Source organism: Aeromonas sp. ANP5 (assembly GCF_963870295.1).
Taxonomy (GTDB): domain Bacteria; phylum Pseudomonadota; class Gammaproteobacteria; order Enterobacterales; family Aeromonadaceae; genus Aeromonas; species Aeromonas veronii.
The window spans coordinates 85,454-111,224 of sequence record NZ_CAWMRY010000012.1 but is presented as its reverse complement, the minus strand read 5'-3'; the positions used below and the strand labels follow the sequence as shown (position 1 = coordinate 111,224).

At 58.9% G+C, this 25,771-nt stretch carries 21 protein-coding genes, 1 other RNA gene and 1 pseudogene; 12 read left to right on the top strand and 11 right to left on the bottom strand.

All coding sequences use genetic code 11. The features are described 5' to 3' along the window. Together AACT07_RS09380 and AACT07_RS09375 are read left to right on the top strand one after the other, a co-directional pair. A pseudogene (locus AACT07_RS09380) lies at positions 1-484 on the top strand (thymidine phosphorylase); the annotation flags it as partial. A gap of 194 nt (positions 485-678) precedes the next feature. After that, positions 679-1,872, top strand: coding sequence for an MBL fold metallo-hydrolase (locus tag AACT07_RS09375; protein ID WP_139123781.1), 1,194 nt, complete (start codon positions 679-681; stop codon positions 1,870-1,872). A gap of 274 nt (positions 1,873-2,146) precedes the next feature. Here AACT07_RS09375 and AACT07_RS09370 read toward each other — a convergent pair whose 3' ends face one another. The 9 genes from AACT07_RS09370 to AACT07_RS09330 form a co-directional block, all read right to left on the bottom strand. After that, positions 2,147-2,743 carry an acetate uptake transporter gene (locus AACT07_RS09370; RefSeq protein ID WP_021230311.1) on the bottom strand — a complete coding sequence of 199 codons (597 nt, stop codon included), beginning with the start codon at positions 2,741-2,743 and terminating at the stop codon, positions 2,147-2,149. Between the two features lie 225 nt (positions 2,744-2,968). Further along, positions 2,969-5,971 (bottom strand): DUF748 domain-containing protein, encoded by a 3,003-nt coding sequence (locus AACT07_RS09365; RefSeq protein WP_069527395.1) that lies wholly within the window; start codon positions 5,969-5,971, stop codon positions 2,969-2,971. A gap of 52 nt (positions 5,972-6,023) precedes the next feature. Continuing rightward, a complete protein-coding gene (locus AACT07_RS09360; protein ID WP_069527394.1) occupies positions 6,024-6,785 on the bottom strand; it encodes a substrate-binding periplasmic protein in 762 nt (253 codons plus the stop codon). A gap of 36 nt (positions 6,786-6,821) precedes the next feature. Then, the gene (locus tag AACT07_RS09355) at positions 6,822-7,232 is read right to left on the bottom strand and encodes a MerR family transcriptional regulator (RefSeq protein ID WP_069527393.1); all 411 of its coding nucleotides are present in this window, start codon (positions 7,230-7,232) and stop codon (positions 6,822-6,824) included. Between the two features lie 2 nt (positions 7,233-7,234). Next, positions 7,235-8,203 (bottom strand): hydroxymethylglutaryl-CoA lyase, encoded by a 969-nt coding sequence (locus AACT07_RS09350; protein WP_069527392.1) that lies wholly within the window; start codon positions 8,201-8,203, stop codon positions 7,235-7,237. Beyond that, a complete protein-coding gene (locus AACT07_RS09345; RefSeq protein WP_069527391.1) occupies positions 8,200-10,170 on the bottom strand; it encodes an acetyl/propionyl/methylcrotonyl-CoA carboxylase subunit alpha in 1,971 nt (656 codons plus the stop codon). Before AACT07_RS09345 ends, AACT07_RS09350 begins: the two co-directional genes overlap by 4 nt. Further along, positions 10,167-11,021: an enoyl-CoA hydratase-related protein gene (locus AACT07_RS09340; protein ID WP_069527390.1), complete on the bottom strand. Its 855-nt coding sequence runs from the start codon at positions 11,019-11,021 to the stop codon at positions 10,167-10,169. Before AACT07_RS09340 ends, AACT07_RS09345 begins: the two co-directional genes overlap by 4 nt. A gap of 11 nt (positions 11,022-11,032) precedes the next feature. Then, positions 11,033-12,643, bottom strand: coding sequence for a carboxyl transferase domain-containing protein (locus AACT07_RS09335; protein WP_069527388.1), 1,611 nt, complete (start codon positions 12,641-12,643; stop codon positions 11,033-11,035). Continuing rightward, positions 12,640-13,782: an isovaleryl-CoA dehydrogenase gene (locus AACT07_RS09330; RefSeq protein ID WP_069527386.1), complete on the bottom strand. Its 1,143-nt coding sequence runs from the start codon at positions 13,780-13,782 to the stop codon at positions 12,640-12,642. Before AACT07_RS09330 ends, AACT07_RS09335 begins: the two co-directional genes overlap by 4 nt. Positions 13,783-14,087: 305 nt before the next feature. On the opposite strand from AACT07_RS09330, the gene AACT07_RS09325 reads away from it, so the two are divergent. The 8 genes from AACT07_RS09325 to ffs all read left to right on the top strand — a co-directional run bounded on the left by AACT07_RS09325 (position 14,088) and on the right by ffs (position 21,990). Next, the gene (locus AACT07_RS09325) at positions 14,088-15,245 is read left to right on the top strand and encodes an acyl-CoA dehydrogenase family protein (RefSeq protein ID WP_069527384.1); all 1,158 of its coding nucleotides are present in this window, start codon (positions 14,088-14,090) and stop codon (positions 15,243-15,245) included. 140 nt (positions 15,246-15,385) lie between these two features. Beyond that, a complete protein-coding gene (locus AACT07_RS09320) occupies positions 15,386-16,168 on the top strand; it encodes an enoyl-CoA hydratase (protein WP_069527382.1) in 783 nt (260 codons plus the stop codon). Between the two features lie 18 nt (positions 16,169-16,186). Beyond that, positions 16,187-17,299, top strand: a complete 1,113-nt coding sequence (locus tag AACT07_RS09315; RefSeq protein WP_069527380.1) for an enoyl-CoA hydratase/isomerase family protein — start codon at positions 16,187-16,189, stop codon at positions 17,297-17,299. A gap of 51 nt (positions 17,300-17,350) precedes the next feature. Further along, complete coding sequence (gene mmsB, locus AACT07_RS09310) at positions 17,351-18,271, top strand: 3-hydroxyisobutyrate dehydrogenase (RefSeq protein ID WP_069527379.1); 921 nt, start codon at positions 17,351-17,353, stop codon at positions 18,269-18,271. A 51-nt stretch (positions 18,272-18,322) separates the two neighbouring features. Then, a complete protein-coding gene (locus AACT07_RS09305; RefSeq protein ID WP_069527377.1) occupies positions 18,323-19,102 on the top strand; it encodes an SDR family oxidoreductase in 780 nt (259 codons plus the stop codon). 358 nt (positions 19,103-19,460) lie between these two features. Next, the gene (arcD, locus tag AACT07_RS09300) at positions 19,461-20,897 is read left to right on the top strand and encodes an arginine-ornithine antiporter (protein WP_005336921.1); all 1,437 of its coding nucleotides are present in this window, start codon (positions 19,461-19,463) and stop codon (positions 20,895-20,897) included. A gap of 105 nt (positions 20,898-21,002) precedes the next feature. Further along, positions 21,003-21,791, top strand: coding sequence for a sulfite exporter TauE/SafE family protein (locus AACT07_RS09295; protein WP_069527376.1), 789 nt, complete (start codon positions 21,003-21,005; stop codon positions 21,789-21,791). 102 nt (positions 21,792-21,893) lie between these two features. Further along, positions 21,894-21,990: signal recognition particle sRNA small type (gene ffs / locus AACT07_RS09290), an RNA gene on the top strand. A gap of 330 nt (positions 21,991-22,320) precedes the next feature. Here ffs and AACT07_RS09285 read toward each other — a convergent pair. Together AACT07_RS09285 and AACT07_RS09280 are read right to left on the bottom strand one after the other, a co-directional pair. Next, on the bottom strand, positions 22,321-24,147 hold the full coding sequence (locus tag AACT07_RS09285; RefSeq protein WP_047435143.1) for an ATP-binding protein: 1,827 nt from the start codon (positions 24,145-24,147) through the stop codon (positions 22,321-22,323). An 8-nt stretch (positions 24,148-24,155) separates the two neighbouring features. Further along, complete coding sequence (locus AACT07_RS09280; RefSeq protein ID WP_005351410.1) at positions 24,156-24,647, bottom strand: molybdopterin-dependent oxidoreductase; 492 nt, start codon at positions 24,645-24,647, stop codon at positions 24,156-24,158. A 338-nt stretch (positions 24,648-24,985) separates the two neighbouring features. Between AACT07_RS09280 and AACT07_RS09275 the strand changes: the two genes are divergently transcribed. Beyond that, complete coding sequence (locus tag AACT07_RS09275) at positions 24,986-25,336, top strand: STAS domain-containing protein (RefSeq protein WP_083249941.1); 351 nt, start codon at positions 24,986-24,988, stop codon at positions 25,334-25,336. Continuing rightward, positions 25,333-25,749, top strand: a complete 417-nt coding sequence (locus AACT07_RS09270; protein WP_069527372.1) for a hypothetical protein — start codon at positions 25,333-25,335, stop codon at positions 25,747-25,749. Before AACT07_RS09275 ends, AACT07_RS09270 begins: the two co-directional genes overlap by 4 nt. Positions 25,750-25,771 lie beyond the last annotated feature (22 nt).

Here is a 25,771-nt window from a genome sequence, read left to right as displayed (position 1 = left end):
CGCCGAGATGCTGATCTCCGCCGGTCTGGCCAGCGATGAGCGCGATGCCCGTGCCAAGCTGCAGGCGGTGCTGGATAACGGCAAGGCGGCCGAGATCTTCGGTCGCATGGTGACAGGTCTCGGTGGCCCGGCCGATTTTATGGAGCGTTACGACGCTTACCTGCCCAAGGCAGCCATCGTACGCCCGGTTTTCGCGGCCAACAGCGGCTTCGTGACCGCCATGGATACCCGCGAGCTGGGGCTGGCCGTGGTAGCGATGGGCGGTGGTCGCCGCGCTGCCGGTGACAAACTTGATTATGCGGTCGGTCTGACCGACTTTATCCGCCTGGGTCAAAGCGTCGATGCTGACAAGCCGATCGCGATGATCCACGCTCAGACTGAAGATCAATTTATTTTGATTGATCGAATGGTTAAAAACTCAATATTGATAGGTCCACAAAAACCGGAAGATAGAAACAGTGTAATATCTGTAATTCGAAGTTAAGTTTATTTATCATCACTCTCACATTTTTAATGTAGCTACCTGTAGTCAGGGATTAACCATGTTAATCCCTGAGTCAATTTTTACAAATGGTCTTGAGTCTATTCTATCTTCCATGAATAGTTTAATTTAATCCTGTTGATGCAATCTGCTGTTATATTAAAAGATTCAACTTGCTTTTATTTAGAGGTGCTTTTGTGAAAGTTATTTTAGCATTGCTATCCATGATATTCATTGTCGTCTTGTCGATATATACATCCGTCTATATTGTTATCGGCGACACTGATGCTCCAAAAGATAACCTGAAAGTCATTAACTCAGAACATTGGAATGGAAAGGGATTTGAGAACATTGATGAGATGAAGGAGGATGATAGCTCATCGATAGAACGCTTGTATCACCTTCTATTTAATAATAAGGAGGTTAGAACTCCTGAGGAGCCTATTGATTATGGTATTCGCAATGGCAAAGATTTGGTTGCGTTACCATCGTCAGGTTTGAGAGTTACATGGTTTGGGCATTCAAATGTATTATTGGAGTTCAAAAAGAGTCGAGTCCTTATTGACCCGACATGGTCTGAACGAGCATCTCCATTTAAGGCTCTGGGGCCAAAAAGATTTTATTCTCCTTCCATGAGGCTAGATGCGCTACCTCCAGTTGATCTTATCGTTATATCGCATGATCACTATGACCATCTAGACTATGAGGTAGCGAACTACTTTAGAAGTAAAAAAACAAAATGGGTTGTTCCATTAGGAATCAAGAGCATTCTCATGAAATGGGGGGTGCCAGAAGCTCAAGTGATTGAATTTGATTGGTGGGAAGAAAAAGTCATTGATGGGGTTTTTATTGCTTCAACACCGGCACGCCATTACTCTGGCCGTTTATCAAGATCTAATCACACCTTGTGGTCGAGTTGGGTCATAAAGGATAGTAATAATTCAATCTTTTATAGTGGTGACACGGGGATGCATCGGGAGTTTAACACTATTGGTGAAAAGTATGGCCCATTTGATCTAACATTAATGGAGGCTGGCTCATATAGTGCCATGTGGCATGATACACACCTAGGACCAGAGCAAGCCGTTATAGCTCATAAAATATTGCGAGGGAAATATTTATTACCTGTTCATTGGGCTGCTTACAATATGGCTCCACATGGGTGGTCAGAACCCATAGAGCGAGTGATAAATGCTGCTAATAAATTGAATGTGAAGATTTTAACTCCACAACCGGGGACAACAATCGACAAGGAAGATTTTGATAAACATGGCTTTGTATGGTCTATCAAAAAAAATGAAAATAAAGAATATGAACCTGTTTGGTCGAGCAAGGTGAATGACCTTTTGATGGCAGATAAAAAAGTATTGAACCGGGATGCTTTAAAATAACTTGATAGTATTAGGTGGATCAGTTCCTAAAAAAGGCAGTGGCTATACGCCCTCATACTAAAAAACACACTGCATCCCTTGTGGTGGCCCGTGAGAGCCTTATTTAGTTGATGGATATATCCACAAATGGGTGTGTCAGGAGTGCCGAATAGCTAGAGACGGATATCCGGATGTAGGGCTGAAAAGGGAAAATGTGTGCGCAGGAACGTCAGCTTTGCGAAATAGCAAAAAGGCACCCGAGGGTGCCCTTTTCACAATCTGAGTGGCTTGCCTATCAGGCAGCGGCTTTCAGCTGTACGGCGGCGGCTTTCTTGTGATCGCCGATCGGCATCACGGTGCGGCCGAACTGCTCGTTGATCACGGTGGCCATGGCCAGGTAGATGGCGCTGGCGCCACAGATGATGCCTTCGAAACCGGCGATGGTGCCGATCAGGGTGCTGCCGGTGAAGTCACGGGCGGCCAGCAGGAAGAACAGCACGGTCAGGGAGGCGAACACGAACTGCTTGGCGCGCGGGTAGTTGATGGTGCCAACCAGCATGAACAGGGTGAACATGCCCCACATCAGCAGATACCAACCCATGTAGGCGTGCGGAGTCGCTTCTGCCAGACCCATGGTCGGCATGACGAGCAGGACAACCAAGCTCAGCCAGAACAGGCCGTAGGAGGTGAACGCGGTCACACCGAAGGTGTTGCCACGCTTGTACTCCATGATGCCAGCGATGATCTGGGCGATGCCGCCGTAGCACAGGCCCATGGCCAGGATCATGGCGCTGATGGGGAAGAAACCTGCGTTATGGATGTTCAGCAGGATGGTGGTCATACCGAAACCCATCAGACCCAGAGGGGCAGGGTTGGCCAATTTTTCGCTCACGTGGCGTTCTCCAAAAATAGAGGTGGGGGTTAACAAAAGACGCGCGATTTTAGGCAGGCTGTGGCGCGCCCGCAAGGGGGCAAGGGGGGTAAATCGTAAAAAAACTACGTGATTATTTGCATCAGAGGCCAAATGCTCACCAAGGCAGGCTGTTTGGTGAGCAAAAGGTGTCAAAATAGTTGAGGGGTTGTATTTTTATTACGCTTTTTACGAAGTGCGGCGGCGTCACTGATCCAGTGTCAGGATCACTTTGGCTTCCTTGTCCTCTTCCTTGACCTGGCTGTCGAGCACGAACAGCCGCTCCGGGGCGATCCCCTGGCTGTCGACCAGAAACTCCTTGGTATTTTGCGCCCGGCGCATGGCGAGATTGCGCAGGGATTTGGCGGTGATGAGCTGCTGATCCCGCAGCAGGATCACCGCCTGGGCCCGCAGTGCCGCGCTCTCTTCATCCAGATGGAGGCGGTCCGCCAGATCATCCAGATCTTCGCCAAAGCGCTCTTCATAGGCCTGGGCCAGCGCCTCTTGCAGGGCTGAGTCCTGTTCCAGCAGGTCGAGATCCGCCTGATTGCCGGTGAGCTTGGCCAGTACCCGCTCCAGCTTTTGCCGTTGCAGGATGGGGCGCTCCTCGTTGAAGTTGACCTTGCCGCGAATGTTCATGCTGAGCTTGGGTCTATCCTTGAGGGCCTGCGCCAGCTTGACCAGTTTCTCCTGCTGGGTGGGGGTGAGATCGGGATCCCCCGGCAGGAAGGGAAGTTCGTCGAGATCTTCGGTGCCATCGGCCAGCGAGGCGAGCAGGGAGAAGGGGGAGGTGATCGCCTTGCTCAGGGTGTTGCCCAGCACATCCCAGAAGATATTGCCGATGCTGAAGTCCGGTTGATCGAGATCGCCCTTCACCTTGAGGTTCATCTGTATCACCCCGTTGGCATCGCTCAGCAGGGCGATGGCCAGCCCCAGCGGCAGATCCTTGGCCTGATCGCTCTTGATCTTCTCGCCCAGTTGCAGCTTCTTGATGGTGATGTCGTTATCTCCCTCCAGCCGGTTGCCCTCCAGCTTGTAGTGCAGCTTCATGGAGAGCTGCCCCTTGTCGATGGCATAACCCGCATAGGTGCCCGAATAAGGGGTAAAGGTGGTGAGCTCTAGGTTGTGGAAGGCGACCGCGATGTCGAGGATAGGGTTGGCGACCAGCAGGTTGGTACCGCCGCGAATGGTCACTGGCGCATAGCGATCCACCTTGCCGTTGAAGGCGAGATCGGAGCGTTGCCCCGGAATATTGCTGATATGACGGCTCTGGCCGCCCAGCGAGGCGATATCGGCCACAAAATCTTGGCTCAGGCTGCGGTCGGCAAAGCGCAGGTTGCCCTGCTCGGTGCGCAGCTGGTCAATGGTGAAACGAAAGTCGGGAGCCTTGCTGCCTGCCTTTGCTTCAGTACTTTTTGCTGCCGCCGGTTGTGGCAACAGCAGCTGTTGCAGGTTGGTGGTGCCATCTTCGTTGATCTCGATGCGGGCGAAGGGCTTGTTCAGAGCAATGTCCTTGATCCGCATCTGCTGGCTGATGCCGTCGTACGTCAGACCGGTGAGAGCCAGGGTGTTGAACTCCAGCAGCCGCTGATTGTCTGCCCGATCGACTACTTTGAGCCCGTTGACATCGAGCCCCCCCTGCAGGCTCAGCTTGCTCAGATCTCCCTGGGCGGTGGTGGCGAGATCAAGGCGGGTCTTGCTGCTCAGCAGCCCGTTTTGCACCTTGATACGCACCAGATCGGCCAGATAGGGCTGTGCCAGCGTCAGGGGCAGCCCCTGCTGGTTGATGTCGCCGCTTAAGGTGAAAGGAGTCAGGGTCAGTTGGCCATCAAAGGCGAGGGGGCTGCTCTGGTTGAACTGGGTGGCCAGAGTCAGTTTGCTCGGTTGCTCCCCCTTGCTGCCCAGTGGCCCCAGCGCCAGCTTGAGGCCGGAGAGCTGGCGTGCCTGCGGTTTGCCGCTGCTCGATTCGGTGAGGGTGAGATCGCCCTTGTCGATAAGGATCTGCTTGATCTGCCACTGCCAGGGTTTGTCTGGCACCTGTTTCTTGCCGTTACCGGCTGTCTTTGCTTGTTGTGCCGATTTGGGCGCCGCATTGCTGGCCACCTCGTTTGCGGTGTCGGCTCCTTTGACGGGCTTGGCGGGAGCTTGTTCAATCAGCAAGTCAGCCAGATCAAGCTCCTGCTGTGGGTTGAGGGTGGCCTTGAGCAGGGGCTGTTGCAGGGTTACCTTGCCGATCTGGAGCGACTGTTTCTGGCCATCGACAGCCAGATCGCTAAGCGCCAGCTGGCCGAAGCGGGCAAATTCGTCGCCCTTGTGTTTTTTAAGCTGCCAGTTGTCCAGCGTCAGCTTGCCTTTGGACAATTGCCACAGTACCCCTTGCTTGCCCTCTTTAAGCTGGTACTCCACCTCTGCATTGGCGTGGCCCTTGGCCAGATCCAGCTTGAGATAGGGTGTCCAGAGCGGGGCGAAGGGTTTCAGGTCGACCTGTTTGAGGCTCACCTTACCCTGACCCATGCCGCTCATCACATCGAGTTTGCCGTGGGCAGCGAGGCTGCTTTTGCCGTTGATGGCGGCGTTCAGCTGATAGGCGGTCGGGTGATTTGCCTCGGTGCGCAGGTTATCGAGCTTGAGGGTCACTTTCTCCAGATTGAGAGGCGGCAACCAGCCGGGTTCGCTCTCCTTGCGTTGATCCTGATAGCGCACATGGCCGTCAGTGACTGCGATGCTGGCAATATCGACCAATAGCGGGGCGCTGGCTGTTTCGGGCTCGGGGGAGGGGGCAGGGGTGAGCAGGGGGGCCAGCGCATCGGTCAGATTGAGTCGAACATCCCCTTTTTTGTCTGTCAGCCGTTGCAGCAGCACCATGGGTTTGGTCAGGGTGACGGCGGAAAGCACGACCCCTTTCTGCTGCCAGCTGGCTTGCAGGTCGGGGGTGATAAAGAGCTGCTCAAAACCGATGATGGGCTGCTGTTTGGCATCGAGCAGGGCGGTCGCGCCGAGGGTGAGAGATGGGGTGCGCAGCCCTACGTCAATCTCCCCCAGCGTCAGTTGCAGGCCGTAGTGCTCGGCCAGCCAGCCGGGCAGATAGCGCTGGACCAGACGGGGGGTTTGCCACAGCAGCAGGGTGATCAGGATAAGAAGCAGCAGAAAAGCGTAGGCAAGGTAGCGCAGCAAGCGGAGCTTGGGGGACGCGGGCTCGGTGGTGTTCATTTGGTGCACTCCCATTTGGTTCCCGCCATGGTACAGAAAAGCTGGATAGTAATCATGGGGTTGCGTGCTGTTGTACGCCGTACTTTGTCCAAAGGCGATCCAGTTCACCCTGTTGTTGCAGCGCTGCCAGCCACTGTTCCAGCTGGGCAGGGGTAATGGGGGCCTCAGGGTGAAGGATGGCGCGGTGTTGATACTGTTGATCCCATTTTTGCGAGATCAGCAGCTGGTCGGCTGTGTCGGGATTGGCCTGCAGATACTGGTTAAGGTACGAAACGTTGAGAATGGCTACCTCGCCGCGCCCTTTGAGTAGCGCTTGCAGGGCGCTGACGTTGTCTTTGACCAGGGTGATATTGAGCTTGCGCTGCAGGTAGAGAGGATCGGCATTGAACTGGCCGACGCCGTAGTGATAGCCGGTCACCCCGATGAGGTGATGGCTGGCAGGATCGTCGAAAAAGCGCTGATCCCGGCCCGCTTTGTTCAGGGCCACATAGACCTCGCCACCACCGAGGAAGGGGGTTGTTATCTTGAATTTATCGGTGTCCCAGCCCCACTTGGTGTCTTCAAACAACATCAGCGAGAACCGGCCCAGATCGAGCGCCTTGTAACGGTTGGCGGCCGAGGTGGGGACAAAGACGAAGGTCACCTCTTTCTGTACGGCATTGAGCTGGTCGATAAGCTCCAGGGTCAGTCCTTCATAGCGGGAATCGGGGAGTTTGACCACAAAGGGGGCGTAGGGGTATCCACCAACCTTGATGAGGGGATGGCTCCAGCCAGAGAGGCTGAACAAGAGCAAAAACCAGCACCAATATCTCATGGGATCCCCAGGGCAATAGCTTGCTCCCAGATTCGGTTAATCTGCGCCAGTTTTCAAGCTGTTAAGGGAATTAACACAGCGCTGTTCGGCGGCTTCCAGCTCGGCCATCACCATCTGGATATCCTCCAGTTGTTGGCGCAGTGCGTCGCGCTTTTCATCGATCAGCTGGATCATGGAGTGGAGCTGGGTTTTGCTCGATTTGTCGGTGTCGTACATATCGAACAGCTCGCGGATCTCGGCCAGGCTAAACCCCAGCCGTTTGCCGCGCAGGGTCAATTTGAGCCGGATCTTGTCCCGGTGGCTGTAGATGCGGGTTTGCCCCTCCCGCAGCGGGGTGAGCAGCCCCTCATCCTCGTAGTAGCGGATGGTGCGCGGCGTGACATCGAACTCGTGGGCCAGATCCGAAATGCTGTAGGTGATCTCCTTGCCGGGCAGGGAACGGGGCATGGTCATGACTCCTGTTGCTGGGCGTGTGGCTGGCAGAGGCGGGCACGCAGCCGCTCGGCATTGGCGTGCAAGGCCTGACCGACCCGCGAGCCGTTGGGGCGAGCGAGCTGCTCGCTCACCCACTGGCCGGTGGCCGCCAGTTTGTCGAGATCCACCCCCGTCGTCATGCCAAGGCCGTGCAGCAGGTAGACCACCTCTTCTGACGCCACATTGCCGGAGGCGCCCGGCGCATAGGGGCAGCCGCCAAGGCCAGCTACCGAGCAATCGATAGTGCGAATACCGCGCTCCAGCGCGGGCAGCAGGTTGGCCAACCCCTGGCCGTAGGTGTCGTGAAAATGGATCGCGAGTCGCCCCGCCGGGATCTCGTGCAGCACCGCATCCAGCATGGGCGCCACCGTTCCGGGGGTGCCAACGCCGATGGTGTCCCCCAGCGAAATTTCGTGGCAGCCGAGATCCAGTAACTGTTCGGCCATGGCGGCGACCCGTTTCGGGCGGGTCGGGCCATCAAACGGGCAGGCGATGACGGTGGAGAGGTAGCCACGCACCTTGATGCCGAGGCGGCGTGCCTCCTGCACCAGCGGGGCGAAGCGCACCAGCGACTCCTCCACGCTGATGCCGATATTGGCGCGGGTAAAACCGTCGGAGCAGGCGGTGAAGAGGCCAATCTCATCGGCGCGGGCGGCAATGGCTGCCTGCAAGCCTTGCAGATTGGGCACCAGAGCGCCGTAACGGGTTGAGCCCTTGCGCGGCAGTGCCTCGAACAGCGCTGCGGAGTCCGCCATCTGCGGCACTTTTTTGGCAGAGACAAAGGCACCCACCTCGATGCGTTGCAGGCCGCTGTCGGTAAGGCGCTGGATCAGCTCCAGCCGCTGTACCAGGGAGAGGGGCGCAGCTTCATTTTGCAGGCCATCTCGCGGCCCCATCTCCACCAGACTGACCCTGTCGTCACGGACGTCCTGTGATCGGTTCATGGGTGATCCTCCTGTGTGGCAATCTCTTCGACAAAGCGCACCAGCACGGCCCCCTGGCTTACCTGCTCGCCCTGTTTGCACTGCAGGGCTTCAATTACCCCATCCCGCTCTGCACGCAACTGGTGCTCCATCTTCATCGCCTCCAGCACCAGCAGGGGTTGCCCCTTGCTGACTGTTTGCCCTTGCTCGACCAGTACGGCCACCACGATGCCGTGCATGGGCGCGATGGCGCCCTGCACCTTCTCGTTTGCCTGCTCATAGTGGTGGCTGTGCTGCCGATCATCTGCCGCGAAGCGGATGCGCTGGCCCCCCAGGGTCATGATGAAGGCTGCCTCCGAGCCTGCGACCGTCTGAATAGGGATCTGTTGCCAGCAGCCACCCTGCTGCAGCCGGATATTATTGTCACCTCTTTGGTAGCAATGAGTCTCCCCTTGCCACTCAAACTGGCCGCCATGATCGTTAAGGGTCAATACCCGGTGCTCATCACCGATGCGCAACGCCGCTGTCCAGCAGCGATCCGGCCCCAGCCGAAATCCGCAGGCTTGCTGCCAGGGGGAGGTGCCCGCAGGGCGGCTCGCCAGCCAGAGGGCGGCCAGCGGCCAGGCGAGCTCAGGAATGGGCCGTGCTGTGGTGGGTATGGGCCACTGGGTATGGTGGCCCATGGCCAGGACGTCAGGCTCTTCACAAAGGCGCAGCAAGAGCGCGCCGTTGTGCACCAGCGGGCCGAGATCCAGTGCCGCCAGCGCATCGGCCAGTTGGGCGAACGCCTCGGTGCGGCTCTGGCCGTGGGCGATCAGCTTGGCGATCATGGGATCGTAATAGGGGCTCACCTCATCGCCAGCGGTGACGCCGGTGTCGATGCGCACGCCAACGGGCCAGTGGAGCCAGTGGATAGGCCCGCTGGCAGGCAGAAAACCGGCCGCCACATCCTCGGCGTAGAGGCGCGCTTCCACCGCATGGCCGTGCAGCACCACTTCCTCCTGGGTGAGTGGCAGCGGCTTGCCTTCGGCTACGGCCAGCTGCCAGGCTACCAGATCCTGCCCGGTCACCGCTTCGGTGACCGGATGCTCCACCTGCAGCCGGGTGTTCATCTCCATAAAGAAGAACTCATCCTTGCAGAGCAGAAATTCGATGGTGCCAGCCCCCTGATAGTGGATGGCCTTGGCTGCGGCCACGGCTGCCTCCCCCATAGCGCGGCGCAGAGCCGGAGGGATATCGGGGGCGGGTGCCTCTTCGATCACTTTCTGATGGCGTCGCTGCAAGGAGCAGTCCCTGTCCCCCAGATAGATGGCGTTGCCGAGGCTATCGGCAAAGACCTGCACCTCAACATGGCGAGCCTGGGGCAGATAGCGCTCGAGCAGTACCAGATCGTCACCAAAGGCAGCCTTGGCTTCACGTTTGACTGCCGCCAGCGACTCGTCAAAGTCGGCCAGCTGATCGACCCGACGCATCCCCTTGCCACCGCCGCCACTGGCTGCCTTGATAAGTAGCGGGAAGCCAATCTGGCTCGCCTGATCGCGCAAGAAGTCCTGCCGCTGATCCGTGCCGTGATAGCCGGGCAGCACAGGTACGCCGGCCGCCTGCATCAGCGCCTTGGCGCCCGATTTGTCGCCCATGGCGAGAATGGCGGCGCCGCTTGGGCCGACAAAGCGCAGGCCGCGCTGTTCGCAGGCGGTGGCAAAATCGCTGTTTTCCGACAGAAAGCCGTAACCGGGATGGATGGCATCGGCGCGCGCCTCTTTGGCAATCTTCAGCACCTTGCCGGTGTCGAGATAGCTCTCTCTGGCCGGTGCGGGCCCCAGATGCCAGGCCTCATCGGCCAGACGGGTGTGCATGGCAAGGGCGTCGGCATCGGAGTAGAGGGCGATGGTGTGAATGCCGAGGCGTTTCGCCGTCTTGATGATGCGCACGGCGATTTCGCCGCGATTGGCAATTAGCAGGCGTTTAATCTGAATGTGATGGGTCATGTCTCATCCTTGAAACGGGGACGCCAGGCGGGAGGGCGTTTGTCGAAGAAGGCTTGCATCCCCTCCTGAGCTTCGAGACCGACCCGTACCCGGGCGATGGTCTCGACTGTTTTCTCTTCGTGCAGGCGGGAAGGATGGGCCTCTATCGCCGCCAGCAGTCGTTTGGTCTCTTTCATTGCCTCCGGCCCGTTGCGGCACAGACGAAGGGCCTGCGTCCGCCCCTCCGCCAGCAGTTGATCCGGTTTGCAGAGTTGGTGTGCCACATTGAGCCGACAGGCGGTAATGGCATCGAACGGCTCGGCACTGAGCATGTAGCGGCGCGCCTGACGCATCCCCATAGTGCGCACCACGTAGGGGCTGATCACCGCAGGCACCAGACCCAGGCTCACCTCTGAGAGGCAGAAGCGGGCATCATCGCTGGCCAGCACCATATCGCAGGCACAGAGCAGCCCCAGCGCCCCGCCGTAGGCGGCCCCTTGCACCAGCGCCACCGTAGGGAAGGGAAGCTCATCGAGGGTCTGCATCAGCCGCGCCAGTACCCGAGCGTCTTCGCGATTGTGCTCGAAATCTGCGTGGGCCAGATTGCGCATCCAGTTGAGGTCGGCGCCCGCGCAGAAGTGTTTGCCCTCTGCCCGCAGCAGCAGGGCGTGGGGGCGCTCGGCGAGATCATGACCATGGAGATGGGCCAGATCATCGAGGCAGTCGAGCAGCCCCAGCATCAGGTCGGCATCAAAGGCGTTGTGGCGGGCCGGGCGCGACAGCACCAGTTCGGCCAGCGGGCCGTGCCGCTCCAGCCGAAACGGGCCCTGTGTTGAAGAGCCAAGTGCTGAGGAAGTAAGTGGATCTGACATCGTTTTGCTCCTTACATCCGGAAGATGCCGTACTGCTCGGGTTCTGCGCGGGCCCCCTGACAGGCGGCGAGCGCCAGCGCCAGCACGGTGCGACTCTGGGCCGGGTCAATGACGCCATCATCCCACAGGCGGGCGCTGGCGTAGTAGGGGTGACCCTGGCGCTCATACTGTTCGATCACGGGCGCGCGGATGGCGGCCGCTTCCTGCTCGCTCAAATCTTTGCCCTCAGCAGTCAGCTTCTCCCGACGCACCTGCACCAGCACTCCGGCAGCTTGTTCGCCACCCATGACAGAGATGCGGCTGTTGGGCCAGCTAAAGAGAAAATCGGGTTCGTAGGCGCGGCCACACATGCCGTAGTTGCCGGCACCAAAGCTGCCGCCGACGATCAGGGTGATCTTTGGCACCCGGCTGCAGGCCACTGCGGTGACCAGCTTGGCGCCGTGCTTGGCGATCCCCTCTTTTTCTGCGCTGCTCCCCACCATAAAGCCGGTGATGTTCTGCAAAAAAAGCAGCGGAATGGCACGCCGGTTACAGAGCTGGATAAAGTGGGCCCCCTTCTGGGCGCTGTCGCTGTGCAGCACGCCATTGTTAGCGAGGATCCCCACTTCCATGCCGCAAATACGGGCAAAGCCGGTCACCAGAGTGGTGCCGAACAGCGCCTTGAATTCGTCAAAGTCAGAGCTATCCACCAGTCGTGCAATCAGTTCGCGGGCGTCGTAAGGGCGTTTGAGACTGGTGCCCACCAGACCGTAGAGCTCCTCGATCGGGTAGCTTGGCTCATCGTAGGTCGATGCCAAACCCGAGAGCGGAACATGGTCACTGCCCAGATGGGTGAGCAGGGTTCGGGCGATGGCCAGCGCGTGGGCATCGTCACGGGCCATATGATCAGCAACGCCGGAGTGGGCGCAGTGCACCTCGGCGCCGCCCAGGGCCTCGGCGCTGATCTCCTCGCCGGTGGCGGCCTTGACCAGCGGCGGGCCGGCCAGAAAGATGGTGGCCTGCTCCCTGACCATGATCGATTCATCAGCCATGGCGGGCACGTAGGCGCCGCCTGCGGTACAGAGCCCCATCACCACCGCCAGTTGTGGGATGTTCTGAGCCGACATGCGGGCCTGGTTGTAGAAGATGCGGCCAAAGTGATCCCGGTCGGGGAACACCTCATCCTGCATCGGCAAGAAGGCGCCACCGGAATCCACCAGATAGAGGCAGGGGAGGCGCAGCCGCTCGGCGATGGCCTGGGCGCGCAGGTGTTTTTTCACCGTGAGCGGGTAGTAGGTGCCGCCCTTCACGGTGGCGTCGTTTACCACCAGCATGCAGAGCCTGCCCGAGACCCGGCCGATGCCGGTGATGATACCGGCGGCGGGCACCGGCTCGTCATAGACCTGCCAGCCAGCCAGTGCCGACAGTTCGAGAAACGGGGAGCCCGGGTCCAGCAGCTGATTGATGCGCTCGCGGGGCAGCAGCTTGCCACGGGCCTGATGGCGGGCGTTGTTGGCCGCGCCGCCCCCTAGCGCGATCTCGGCAATGCGGGCGTGGAGATCGTCGACCAGCCCCTGCATGGCGGCCCGATTGGCCGCATATTCCGGGCTCGCCGTGTCAAGGCGGGAGTGGATACGACTCATGCATTTTCTCCCATCAGCTCGCGGCCGATGAGCCAGCGGCGGATCTCCGAGGTGCCGGCGCCGATCTCGTAGAGTTTGGCGTCCCGCAGTAGGCGGCCAGTGGGGTATTCGTTGATGTAACCGTTGCCGCCGAGCAGCTGGATAGCGTCGAGGGCCATCTGGGTGGCGTTTTCGGCGGCAAACAGGATGGCTGCGGCGCAATCTTTACGGCTGGTGTGACCCTGATCGCAGGCGCTCGCCACCGAGTAGACCAGCGCCCGGCTGCTGGCGAGGCGGGTATACATGTCGGCGAGCTTGCCCTGTACCAGCTGGAACTCGCCGATGGCTTGGCCGAACTGTTTGCGCTCGCGCACATAGGGCAGCACTACATCCATGCAGGCCTGCATGATGCCAAGGGGGCCTGCAGCCAGCACCACCCGCTCGTAATCGAGCCCGCTCATCAGCACCTTGACCCCGCCGTGCAGGGTGCCCAGCAGGTTTTCCTGCGGCACTCGGCAGTTGTCGAGCACCAGCTCGCAGGTGCTGGAGCCGCGCATCCCCAGCTTGTCGAGCTTCTGGGCGGTAGAAAAACCGGGAGTGCCGGCTTCAACGATAAAGGCAGAAATTCCTTTGGGGCCCGCACTGGTATCTGTCTTGGCATAGATGACGAAGGTGTCGGCATCGGGACCGTTGGTGATCCACATCTTGTTGCCGTTCAGCACGAAGTGATCGCCCTCGCTCTCCGCGGTGAGGCGCATGCTGACCACATCGGACCCGGCGCCCGGCTCGCTCATGGCCAGCGCCCCCACATGCTCGCCGCTCACCAGCGGGGGGAGGTAGCGTGCTTTTTGCTCCGCCGTGCCGTGGCGGTGGATCTGATTGATGCAGAGATTGGAGTGGGCGCCGTAGGAGAGGCCGACCGAGGCGCTGGCGCGGCTCACCTGTTCCATCACCAGCACGTGGGCCAGATAGCCGAGGTTCACCCCGTCATACTCCTCCGCCACCGTGATGCCGTGCAGCCCCAGTTCACCCATCCGGGGCCAGAGATCACGGGGAAAGGCGTTGCTCTGATCGATCTCGCTGGCGCGCGGGGCGATCACTTTCTGGCAGAAGGCCGCAACCTGTTCGGTCAGGGCATTCAGGGTCTCATCCATCTGCATCCATGCTCTCCTTGCGGATATGACAGTCGGGTAGGAAGGTTGGTTCGACCGGCTGACTCGGCGTTACGGCTGGCAGTGGTCGGTCCATTTTGTACTTCACTTCTGCCACAAGTTTACGTTAGCGTAAACGTAAATCAATTGTTAATCTGTTGTGTGTCGATAGATAGGTGGTAGTGAGAGCGTCATCAGCTACCACGACAACAGCGCCATAGTGGCAGATCCGACTGACGCAGCGTGTGGGCGCCGCGTCATAAAGCGCTAACTCAGGAAAATAAGCGCGGGGCAACAAGGGAGCGAACGACAAGATGGATTTTACCCTGACCGATGATCAACAGGCGTATGTGGAGGCGGCCGCCGCCTTTGCCGATGAGGCGCTCAAACCCCATGCCGCGCGCTGGGACAAGGAGCATGAGTTTCCGATCCCGACCATCAAGCAGGCGGCAGAGCTAGGTTTTTGTGGCCTCTATACCCCGGAGCCGTTTGGCGGATTGGGGCTGCCGCGCCTCGATGCGAGCCTCATCTTCGAACGCCTCGCCATGGGCTGTACCTCGACCACTGCGTATCTGACCATCCACAACATGGTGAGCTGGATGCTGGGTAACTGGTTGCCTACCGAGGTTGCCAAGGAGTGGGTGCCCAAACTGGCCAGCGGCGAGCTGCTGGGCTCCTATTGCCTCACCGAGCCGGGGGCGGGTTCCGATGCGGCGGCACTCAAGACCCGGGCGGTGCGCGAGGGTGACAGCTACCTCATCGAGGGGACCAAGGTCTTTATCTCGGGGGCAGGCAGCAGCGATGTGCTGGTGGTGATGGCCCGTACCGGTGGTGAAGGTGCGAAGGGGATCTCTGCCTTTATGGTGCCGGCTAATGCCCCCGGCGTGAGCTATGGCAAGGCAGAAGAGAAGATGGGCTGGAACAGCCAGCCGACTCGGGAGGTTGTTTTCAACGGGGTTCGCATTCCTGCCTGCTACCGGTTGGGCGAAGAGGGGGAAGGATTCAAGTTCGCCATGCAGGCCCTCGATGGGGGGCGCATCAATATTGCCACCTGTTCGGTGGGCACCGCCCAGCAGGCGCTGGACGATGCGCTGGCTTATGTGCAGCAGCGCCAGCAATTTGGTCACCCGATCAGCGAATTCCAGAGCGTGCAGTTTCGCCTGGCCGATATGGCGACCGAGCTGGCTGCCGCCCGTTTGCTGGTGCGTCAGGCCGCCGACAAGCTGGATCGCGGGGCACCCGACAAGAGTGCCTGGTGTGCCATGGCCAAGCGTTTTGCTACCGATGTGGGTTATCGAATCTGTGATGAGGCTCTGCAACTCTTTGGCGGCTATGGTTATATCCGCGAGTATCCGCTCGAGCGCTATCTGCGCGATACCCGGGTACACCGCATTCTGGAGGGCACCAACGAGGTGATGCGACTCATCATCGCGCGCCGCCTGCTGGCCGATCCCGGTTTGTCGCTGGGCTAACCGGTGGTCGCATCAAGGGTGTGTTGCCTGCCACCCGATTTGCACCATGCCATGCCGGTTTCGGCTTTGTGAGCCAGCCACAGGTTGGTGTCATTCAAGCCTGTCATCATGGCGGCAGCTTCATCGACAAGGACAATGTTATGACAAGGATCAGACTCGAATATCATGGCCACGTGGCCTATATCACCCTCGACCATCCCCCTGCCAACACCTGGACCCTCGCCAGCCTGCAGGCCTTTTTGCAGATGATGGTGGAGCTCGACAGTCGTCCCGACGTGGTGGCGCTGGTGATCCGTGGTGCGGGCGACAAATTTTTCTGCGCCGGTGCCGACCTCAATATGTTTGTCGAGGGGAATGTCGAGCTGGCCCGCGAAGTAGCCGAGGCCTTTGGCAAGGCCTTCGAGGCGCTGGCCCGTTTTCACGGCGTCAGTATCGCCGCCATCAATGGTTATGCCATGGGCGGTGGGCTGGAAGTGGCGCTGGCTTGTGATATCCGCATCGCCGAGCAGCAGGCGTTGCTGGGACTGCCGGAAGCCTCGGTGGGCTTGCTTCCCTGTGCCGGTGGCACCCAGCGCCTGACCGAGCTGGTGGGGCCGGGCTGGGCCAAGCGGATGATCCTCTGCGGTGAGAAGGTGAGTGCCTCGCTGGCCTACGAGATGGGGCTGGTGGAGGAGGTGGTGAAAACCGGTCAGGCATGGGAGGCGGCGCACCAGATGGCCCATCTGGTGGAGCGCCAGAGCCCGAGCGCCCTGCGCGCCTGCAAAACCCTGATCAATCAGGGCCGCAGCGGCCCGCGGGATGCCGCCTTGCCCCTTGAGCGAGCGCTGTTTCTCGATCTCTTTAGCGATGCCAACCAGCGTGAAGGGGTGGCCGCCTTCCTGGAGAAACGCTTACCGCGCTGGCAATATGGCCCAACAAAATAAATCCATACGGAGCCGTTTATGAGTGAGCCGGTCAAGGTTAGCTGTTATCCCACCGAAGATGGCCATCAGGTCGGGGTGTTGACCCTCGACAGCCCTGCGTCTCTCAACGCATTGAGCCTGCCGATGATCCAGATCCTGCAACAGACGCTGACCCGTTGGGAGCAGGATCCCGCCATCGTCTGTGTGCTGCTGCAGGGGGCGGGTGAGAAGGCATTTTGTGCCGGTGGCGATATCCGCTCCTTCTATTACCGCAAGCAGGAGGCGAGCGGATCGGAACTGTTCGAATATGCCCGCGACTTTTTCGAGCAGGAGTACCGGCTCGACCACCACATTCACTCTTACCGCAAGCCCCTGATCTGCGTGGCGGACGGTATCTGCATGGGGGGCGGCATTGGCCTGTTTGCCGGTGCCGATTTTCGGGTGGTGACCGAAAAGAGCCTGTTCGCCATGCCGGAGGTGACCATCGGCCTCTACCCCGACGTGGGGGCAAGCTGGTTTTTAAGCAGGATGCCGGGGCGGCTGGGGCTCTGGCTTGGTCTGACTGGCGCCCGCTTCAACGGGAGTGATGCCATCGGTATTGGGCTGGCGGATCACGCCATCGCCAGTGGCGAGCGCAGTGCGCTGTTGTCACGCCTCGCTGTGCTCGACTGGGCTGGCAGTGGTGATCCCCGTGAGCAGATCGATCTGCTGCTCACGGGGTTGCATGGTGAGGTGGCGGCCCGCTTGCCAGCGCCTGTGCTGCTGCCCCATCAACAGAGGATCGATGCCCTGCTGGCGGGGCGCACGTTGCAAAGGGTATTGGCGCGGTTGTTCGAAGCTCAGTTCGATGAACAGGAGACGGTACTCAGGCAGGCGCAGCAGCTCTGCCGCACCGGCAGCCCCATCAGCCGCGCCATTTTGTGGCGTCAATATTGGCAGGCTCGCCGCAACTCACTGGCAGAGGTATTTGCCGAGGAGCTGACCCTCTCGGTCAACTGCGTGCTGAAGGGGGATTTTGTGGAAGGGGTGCGGGCACTGCTGATCGACAAGGATAAAGATCCCCGCTGGCAACAGTTGCCACCGGAGGGGGAGTGGCTGAATGAGTTCTATCGCTGGCCGCAGGGGCGCAATCCGTTGGCCTGCAAGGAATAACATCTTGGCAACCGGCGGAAGCCGCCATCAGCAACGCAAGGAGCAAGCGGGATGACAAGGATAGGGTTTATCGGGCTCGGCAACATGGGGGGCCCCATGGCGGCCAATCTGGCCAGGGCCGGGCATACGGTGCAGGTGTTTGATCTGGTTGCCCAAAACATTGAGCGCGCTATCGCCGCTGGCTGCATAGCCGCGGGGGATGCCCGTGAGGCGGTGACTGGCTGCGAGGTGGTGATCAGCATGCTACCTGCGGGGGAGCATGTGCGCGCCCTTTGGTTGGGCGAGAGCGCCGGTGAGCGGGGCGGGCAGGATCTGCTGGCAGCCCTGCCGGTTGGTGCACTGGTGATCGACTGCTCCACCATAGATGTCGACTCTGCCCGTCAGGTCGGGGAGGCGGCTCGCGCGCGTGGTTTGCGCTTTATCGATGCCCCTGTCTCGGGCGGTGTCGCCGGTGCGGCCGCCGGGACGCTCACCTTTATCGTTGGCGGCGACGCGGCAGATTTCGAGGCGGCAAAACCCTTGCTCGCATGCATGGGGCAGAACCTGTTTCACGCCGGGGCGCTGGGTGCCGGGCAGATCGCCAAGATGTGCAACAACATGCTGCTTGCGATCCATATGGCGGGTACCGCCGAGGCGCTGGCCCTCGGGGTGAAGGAGGGACTGGATCCCGCCGTGCTCTCCACCATCATGGGCAAGAGCTCCGGCAACAACTGGAGTCTGGAGCGCTACAACCCCTGGCCCGGAGTGATGGAGAATGTGCCCGCTGCCCGCAACTATCAGGGGGGATTTATGACCCGGCTGATGGTGAAAGATTTGGGATTGGCCATGGCGCTGGCCGAGCATGGCCACAGCGCTGTGCCGATGGGGGCGCTCGCTCGTAACCTGTTCAACCTGCATGCCGCTCAGGGGCAGGGGAGCCGTGATTTCTCCAGCATCGTCGAACTCTATCTGGATAAACAGGATCCCGCCTGACGGGCCACCTCTCTTCAAGGCATCTCCCTTCGACCGCTACAAGGAGCATTGATGGATATCAAAGATAAGGTCATCGTTATTACCGGCGCTGGACGTGGCTTGGGACGGGCCATTGCGCTGGCCCTGGGTGCACAGGGGGCGACGCTGGCGCTGCTCGACATCAATCGCGCCGATCTGGAGGCGACCGCCGCCATGGTTCGCAGCCAGAATGGTCAGTGCGATCAAGATAGCCAGTGCGAGCTGTTTGTCTGCAATGTGGCGAGCGAAGCCGAGGTTGAGTCGGTTTTTGCTTGCATCAAGGAGCGTTTTGGCGTGCTGCACGGTCTTATCAACTGCGCCGGCATTTTACGCGATGGCATGCTGATCAAGGTGAAAGAGGGTGAGCTGGTGGAGAAGATGACGCTGGCCCAGTGGCAGAGCGTGATTGACGTCAACCTCACCGGTACCTTCCTCTGCGGTCGCGAGGGGGCGGCGCTGATGGCGCAAGGGGGGCAGGGGGGCGTCATCATCAACATCTCCTCTATCGCCCGAGCCGGCAATATTGGCCAGAGCAACTATGCCGCCAGCAAGGCGGGGGTTGCCTCGCTGGTGGTGACCTGGGCGCGGGAGTTGGCGCGCCATGGCATTCGGGTGATGGGGATTGCCCCCGGGGTGTTTGCCACCGACATGACGGCGGCGATGAAGCCGGAGGCGATGGCGCGGATGCAGCAGGCCATTCCGGTCGGCATCCTTGGCGATGCGCAACAGCTGGCCGAGACGGTGAGCTTTATTTTTGCCAACGACTATCTGTCGGGAAGGATGATAGAACTGGATGGCGGTTTGCGTTTATAGGGATTTACATAATGGGCCCCGGTGTTTCCACCGGGGCTTTTTTATGCAGATTATTTATACAGAGAGTGCCTGAATGGCGATGCATAGGAACCATGCGAGTCAGGTTGTGTTGGCAGAAAAATGAGAAATATCAATGGGTCTTGGTTAATTTGAGCCAGCTCACAGGCCATATGGGTCAGTGCTGTAAAATTGCGCGCGGTCAAGGCGGTGCATGATTGACGAGACGAGGGATTGCGGTCGGAATAGTCATGCAATATAGTTGCCGCCTTTTTCACGGGGTCAGGATTCCCAGCCCCTCCCATATTGCGCGCAGTATGAATACGGACGCTCTGCCGCCGCCTAAATAAACAGGATTGAAATGGACAAGAAACTAGGGCTGGGCGCCCTCATTTCGCTGGTGATCGGCTCCATGGTCGGCGCCGGGGTCTTCAGTCTGCCACAAAACATTGCTGCGCATGCCAGTGCCGGGGCGGTCGCCCTGGGTTGGGCCATCACCGGTCTTGGCATGATCTGTCTCGCGCTGGTCTATCAGAACCTCTCCATGCGCCGCCCTGATCTTGATGGCGGTATCTTCAGCTATGCCAAAGCCGGTTTCGGCGATTTTATCGGTTTCAACGCCGCCTGGGGTTACTGGCTCTGCCAACTGCTGGCCAACGTCTCCTACGCCATCGTAGTGTTCAGCGCCCTGAGCTACTTCTTCGATACGCCTGACAACGTCATCTTCGGTGACGGCAATACGCCGGTGGCCATCACGCTGGCCTCCATCCTGATCTGGTCGGTGCATGCGCTGGTGCTGCGCGGGGTGCAGGTCGCTGCGCTGGTGAATATCGTCACCACCATCGCCAAGATGGTGCCGCTCATCGTCTTCTGTGTCGCGATCCTGCTGGCCTTCAACATGGATACCTTCACTCTGGATATCTGGGGCCAGAACAACATGGAGCTGGGCTCCGTGATGGATCAGGTCAAGTCCACCATGAAGGTGACCCTCTGGGTCTTTATCGGGATTGAAGGGGCCGTGGTGGTCTCTGCCCGTGCCCGTCATCGCAAGGATGTGGGCCGTGCCACCGTGCTGGCGCTGCTCGGCGCCCTGACACTCTATGTGATGGTGACCCTGTTCTCGCTGGGTGTCATGAGCCAGCCGCAACTGGCGGCGCTCAAGAACCCTTCGACCGCCATGATCCTTGAAGCCGTAGTCGGCCCCTGGGGCGCTTGGCTTATCAACATCGGTCTGGTGGTGTCGGTGATGGGGGCGCTGCTCAGCTGGACCGTGCTGGCCGCTGAAGTGCCCTACATCGCGGGCAAGACCGGCGTCTTTCCGGGCTGGTTTGCCAAGGAGAACAAGAACGGCTCGCCGCAGGTGTCCCTCTGGTGCTCTACCTGTCTGGTGCAGATCTTCTTGATCATCATCTACTTTCAGAGCAGCACCTATTTGGCGCTGGTCAACATCGCAACCTCGGCGGCGCTGGTGCCTTACGTCTTTTCGGGCGCTTATGGCCTGAAGCTGGCATTGAAAGGGGAGACCTATCAGGGTCAACCTCATCAGCGCAAGCGTGACCTGCTGCTGGCCCTGGTGGCGACGGTTTACGGCTGCTGGCTGGTCTACGCTGCCGGTGTGGAGTACCTGCTGCTGGTGGCGCTGCTCTATAGTCCGGGCATCTTCATCTACTGGAAGGCGCGTCAGCATCACGGTCTGCGCGGCCTTAACCGGTTGGAGCAGGGGATGACGGCGGCCCTGCTCGGCTGTGCCGTGCTGGCCTTCTACAAGGTGATGGACGGTACCATTCCACTGCACTAACCGGCACAATGAAGAGATGGCCCTCGCGCCATCTCTTTTTTTTCATGCAGATATCCACTGTTGCCCGGCCGTGTTGGCCAGTTTTTGTTTAACACAGGAATTTTTATGCTGTTTATGGGTTACCTCCTGCTGGGCGCCTTTGCCGGTATGCTGGCGGGGCTGTTCGGGATCGGCGGCGGTCTTATCATTGTCCCCGTGCTGGTCATGACCTTTCGCGCCCAGGGTATCGACCCTGAAATCATTACCCATCTGGCCCTCGGCACCTCGTTGCCCACCATGATCTTTACCGGATTCAGCTCGCTTAGAGCACATCAGGAAGCGGGCGCCGTCGACTGGGTGATGATCCGCAGATTGGGGGCTGGTATGTTGGTTGGTGCCTGGCTCGGTGGTATGACGGCCAATCTGCTCAGTACCAGCATCCTCAATATCATTATCGGCTGCTTCGCCTGGACTATGGCGCTGCAGATGGGGCTTAACCTCAAGCCCAAGGCGGAAAGACACCTGCCAGGAGCGTTCGGCACCGGCATTGCTGGCACAGTGATAGGCTGGATGTCAGCCCTGTTTGGCATTGGCGGTGGCTCGCTCACCGTCCCTTACCTGAGCTGGAACTCGGTGCCGATGCGCAATGCAGTGGCGGCCTCTGCAGCCTGCAGCATGCCCATCGCGCTGGCGGGGAGCCTCAGCTACCTCTATGCGGGTTGGGATCATGCCGATCTGCCCGAGTGGAGTGTGGGCTACATCTATCTGCCCGCCCTGCTGGGTATTGTGCTGACCAGTACCCAGTTCGCCCGCATTGGCGCCAAGCTGGCACACCGCCTGTCACCCACACGCCTCAAGCAGGCCTTTGCCCTGCTGATGCTGCTGGTGGGGGTGAAATTTATGCTGTTTAGCTGATTCATTCGGCAGATTGTTGAAAAATAAGGCAAACGATCTATTGGAGGGTAGAAAGCCGTTGCATTGAACGCCCAGTTTGCCTATTCTCCTCGCCGGTGGTCCTATTGGTCCTCTCGCATTGATAACCCGTCGACCTGGTCAGGACCGGAAGGTAGCAGCCAAGGCGGGGGACTCGAGTGCCGGGATGTGGCTGGTAGGGCCACCACTTGTTTCTGCAATTCAATAAGTTACAGCTAATAGCCCCCTTCAGACCTCTTGGTAATCCACTTTGTGTGGATGAATCAGGAGTCTTCATAGTGAATCTCTGGCTCAGTCCCCACGGCATATGGTATTACCGGAAAGTCACCACGCTCCCCTGTGGTCGCCGCAAAGAGATCAAAAAATCCCTGCATACCCGAGACAAGCTGACGGCCCGTGCAGCTGTTGCGAAGCTGCTTGCCTGTGTGCGTTCCAGACCCAAGCCCATTCAGTTGCCTGCAGACGTCAATGTTGCCCCACATGAGCAATCAGTACCCCGGAATCCAAGGTTTTATTGTTTGGTGACACGCATGGCTGCGTTGTATTTAAGCCGACCATGGGAAATATGTCTGTTTATCTCGCTCAGTAGCGTCTCTTTATTGATGGGCTTGGTGATATACCCGTTCATGCCATGGGAGAGATAGTATTGCTTGGATTCCGGCATCGCATCAGCCGTCAGGGCGATGATGGGGATATCTGCCCAAGGCATCTGGGAGGTACGGATCCGGGTGGTGGCCACCAGGCCATCCATCACTGGCATCTGGACATCCATCAACACCAGATCAAATTCGGTGTGACCCAGTTTCTCCAGCGCCTCTTCTCCCTGAACGGCCAGTGTGACCTGATGGCCCACGGAGTCGAGCATGGCGCCGATCACCTTGCGGTTGGTGGCATTGTCATCAACCAGCAAGATGCGATAGCTCTCCTGATCCAGCGGCTTGGACGGCAGGCAAACAATCGAGGGGGTCGTGGCTCTGGCGGGCCAGATGTAGGTAAAAGTACTGCCATGTCCCTCGCTGCTCTCTACCGAGATATCGCCGCCCATCAGGCGTGCGAGGTTACGGGATATTTCAAGTCCCAGGCCCGATCCGCCATATTGGCGGGTGATCGAGACATCCGCTTGGGCGAAACGTTGAAACAGGTTCTTTAACTGACTTTTGCTCATGCCGATCCCGGTGTCCTGGATCGAGATGCGTATCGAGTGGCGATCCTGCTCCAACAGGGTGCTATCAACATGGATCTTTACTTCCCCCTGATGGGTGAACTTGATGGCATTGCTCACCAGGTTGAAGAGGATCTGGCGAACCCTCAGCGGGTCGATCATCAACCACTCCGGCGTATCGGGGGCAACAGTCAGGGTCAGTTTGATCCCTTTTGCATCGCAGTTGCTCTGCATCAGGGCCCGGATATCCTCCAGAAGCTGGGGCAAGTGATGGGGGGCCAGTTGCAGCTCGATCTTGCCCTCTTCCAGCTTGGATACATCCAGAATGTCGTTAAGCAGACCGAGCAGATGGTTTGCCGATTCGCGCGCCGTCTCCAGATAGTCTCGCTCCCTCGGATCCATATCCCGATCGGCCAGCAGTGAGAGCATGCCGAGAATGCCATTCATGGGGGTGCGAATTTCATGGCTCATGTTGGCCAAAAAGCTGCTTTTGGCTCTTGTGCCGGCCTCTGCCGCCTGATTTGCCCGCAGCAGTTTGTCATTGAGCTGCTGCATCAGTTTGTGTTGCAGAAACGAGATATTCATTTGCCGCCAGATCAGCAGGGCGAGCACAAAGAGCAGCGCAAATTGCAGGGTTGCGATGAGTGTCGTCGTGATGATCTGCTCCCTCACGCTGTCGCGACGCGCCACATCAAACAGGGTCGCCTGCTGGTTCACCTCCAGAGTCAGCTGATGGAGCAGGGGGAGCAGGGAGGCAAGCTGTTGGCGCAGTTCTTGATGGGCAAGATTGTCGAGCGGCTTGGTGGCTTCCGGGCCGAGCCAGATATCAGCCAGAGAGATGTAGGATCGAATGGCTTTGCTTGCCTGCTGGTAGATCTCTGTTTGCTGAAGCAGGCTGCGATCCTTGCTCTCCAACACCAGATCCATGCGGCTGACCAGAATATCGTATCTGAGCTGGAAGGTCGGTTGCGACTCATGGAGCAGCGAGCTTTGAAAACGCAGCGCTTCGTTATAGAGCTGGAAATAGTTCCACATCACGTTGTCTTCGCCTTGGCTGGTACTGCGCTGCAGATCCTGAAATTGCCGGTACTGGATGGTACCAATACCGGCAAAGGCAAGGAGCAGCACACAAAGCACCACAAACAAGAAACGTTGACTGGCCGCCATGGAACGCATGATGGGATCTACTCCACTTTTATCGCGCTGATCTGCCAAATAGCCCGACCGTAATAGAGCTTGTTTTGCAGTTCGGGATATTGATCGAACGGATAGACAAGGAACAGCGGCCCTTTGTCACGCACCGACAGTGGCTTGCCATTGATCGTGCGGGCGAGGATGACCCGATACTGCTCGGCATCGCTTGTCGGCACCTGTACCGAGTAGTCATTGAGCGCGGTAATGGTGAGCTGTTTGCCAGTTGCCCCGACCTTGGCCAATACATCTTGCAGCAGCGGGCCGCGAAAAGTCTTGGCTTCGTCATACCAGGGGGTATGGGTTTTGATTTCGTGTACCGGCAGTTGATCCAGCATGGCGCTGTCCCACAGGGCCAGAGCCTGATGAGTGGGGCTGCTGATGGCGCCTTCAACCTTCAACACGGCGCTGTCAGGGGAGGGGGCTGCGTATGCGGTGCCGCAAAGGGCTGCCAACAGTGGTGCGATGTAAAGGCCTGCTTTCATGATCTCTCCTTCCTAGAAAATGGCGGCATGGGGGCCGAGCCAACGGTGGCTTGTGAAGTGTGCTCAAAGGCAAGCAATAATCGGGCCCAGTCTAATGGGCTTGAATTATCAGCCATTTAGCCTGTTATCGGGCGATCTCGGCCAAGGTGAATTGCAGTTTGCAACGTGCGGGGGAGGTTAATTGCAATTTGGCAATCAAAACGAGGAGTGGGTGTCGGTGAATAAGGCGCAAAGAGTATCATTTGGAGAACAAGTGCCGTGGCACTGCCCGGCATAACATTTGCAACGTGCTGAATGCCGTGACAGCAAATAGTCTGAGCATCGACAAGGAGCTAGCGATGGAAAGCATGACTTACACCCTTAATGATATCCAGGTAGTGGTACTGGAAAACGAGTTTGACGCGATGGCCGTCAGTGAGCTCCGCCCGTTGTTTGAAACCCTCTCGACCCACCCGGGAGATATCCTGGCCGATATCAGCGATGTTCATTTTATCGACTCGTCGGGGATCGGAGCCTTGGTATTTCTCTATAAAAGATTGATTATGAACGGGCATCAGATGGCCCTTGTCTGCGGACCCGGTCAACCTCATGACCTGCTGGAGATGCTGCATATCGACCGGGTGATCCCCTGCCATGAGAGCATCAAGGCCTATATGCGCTCCCGTGGCATGATGACCGCTGCATCATGAAACGCTTTGGTATCCTGCTCTCGTCCATTCTGCTGTCGGGTTGTGTGCAGTGGCCGCCGGAGGGGTATGGCGGCATGGCAGAGGCAAGACCCACCCGTATTCCGGTCAATGAGGATGAACGGCGGGTCTGGTCTCGTTATGATGAGCGTCAGAAGGAACTCGACTTGCAGCTGACGGAATTAAAGCAAGCGAGTCTGCAGGGGTGTATGCCTGCCGAGTTGAAACGACTACAATCTCAACGTATTGATATCGAACGGGATATGCACGGACGGCTCTGGTCGGATGTAGCCTGGCGTCAGACCGTGCTGGCACAATCACTACAACAAGTACGTTTGCGGCTGCAACAGACAACAGCGGATGGCTGTCGTGCTGATTGGTCAGGGCTCCCCTTACGCCAATGGGGGCAGACGTAACAGACGAAAAGGATGTCTATGA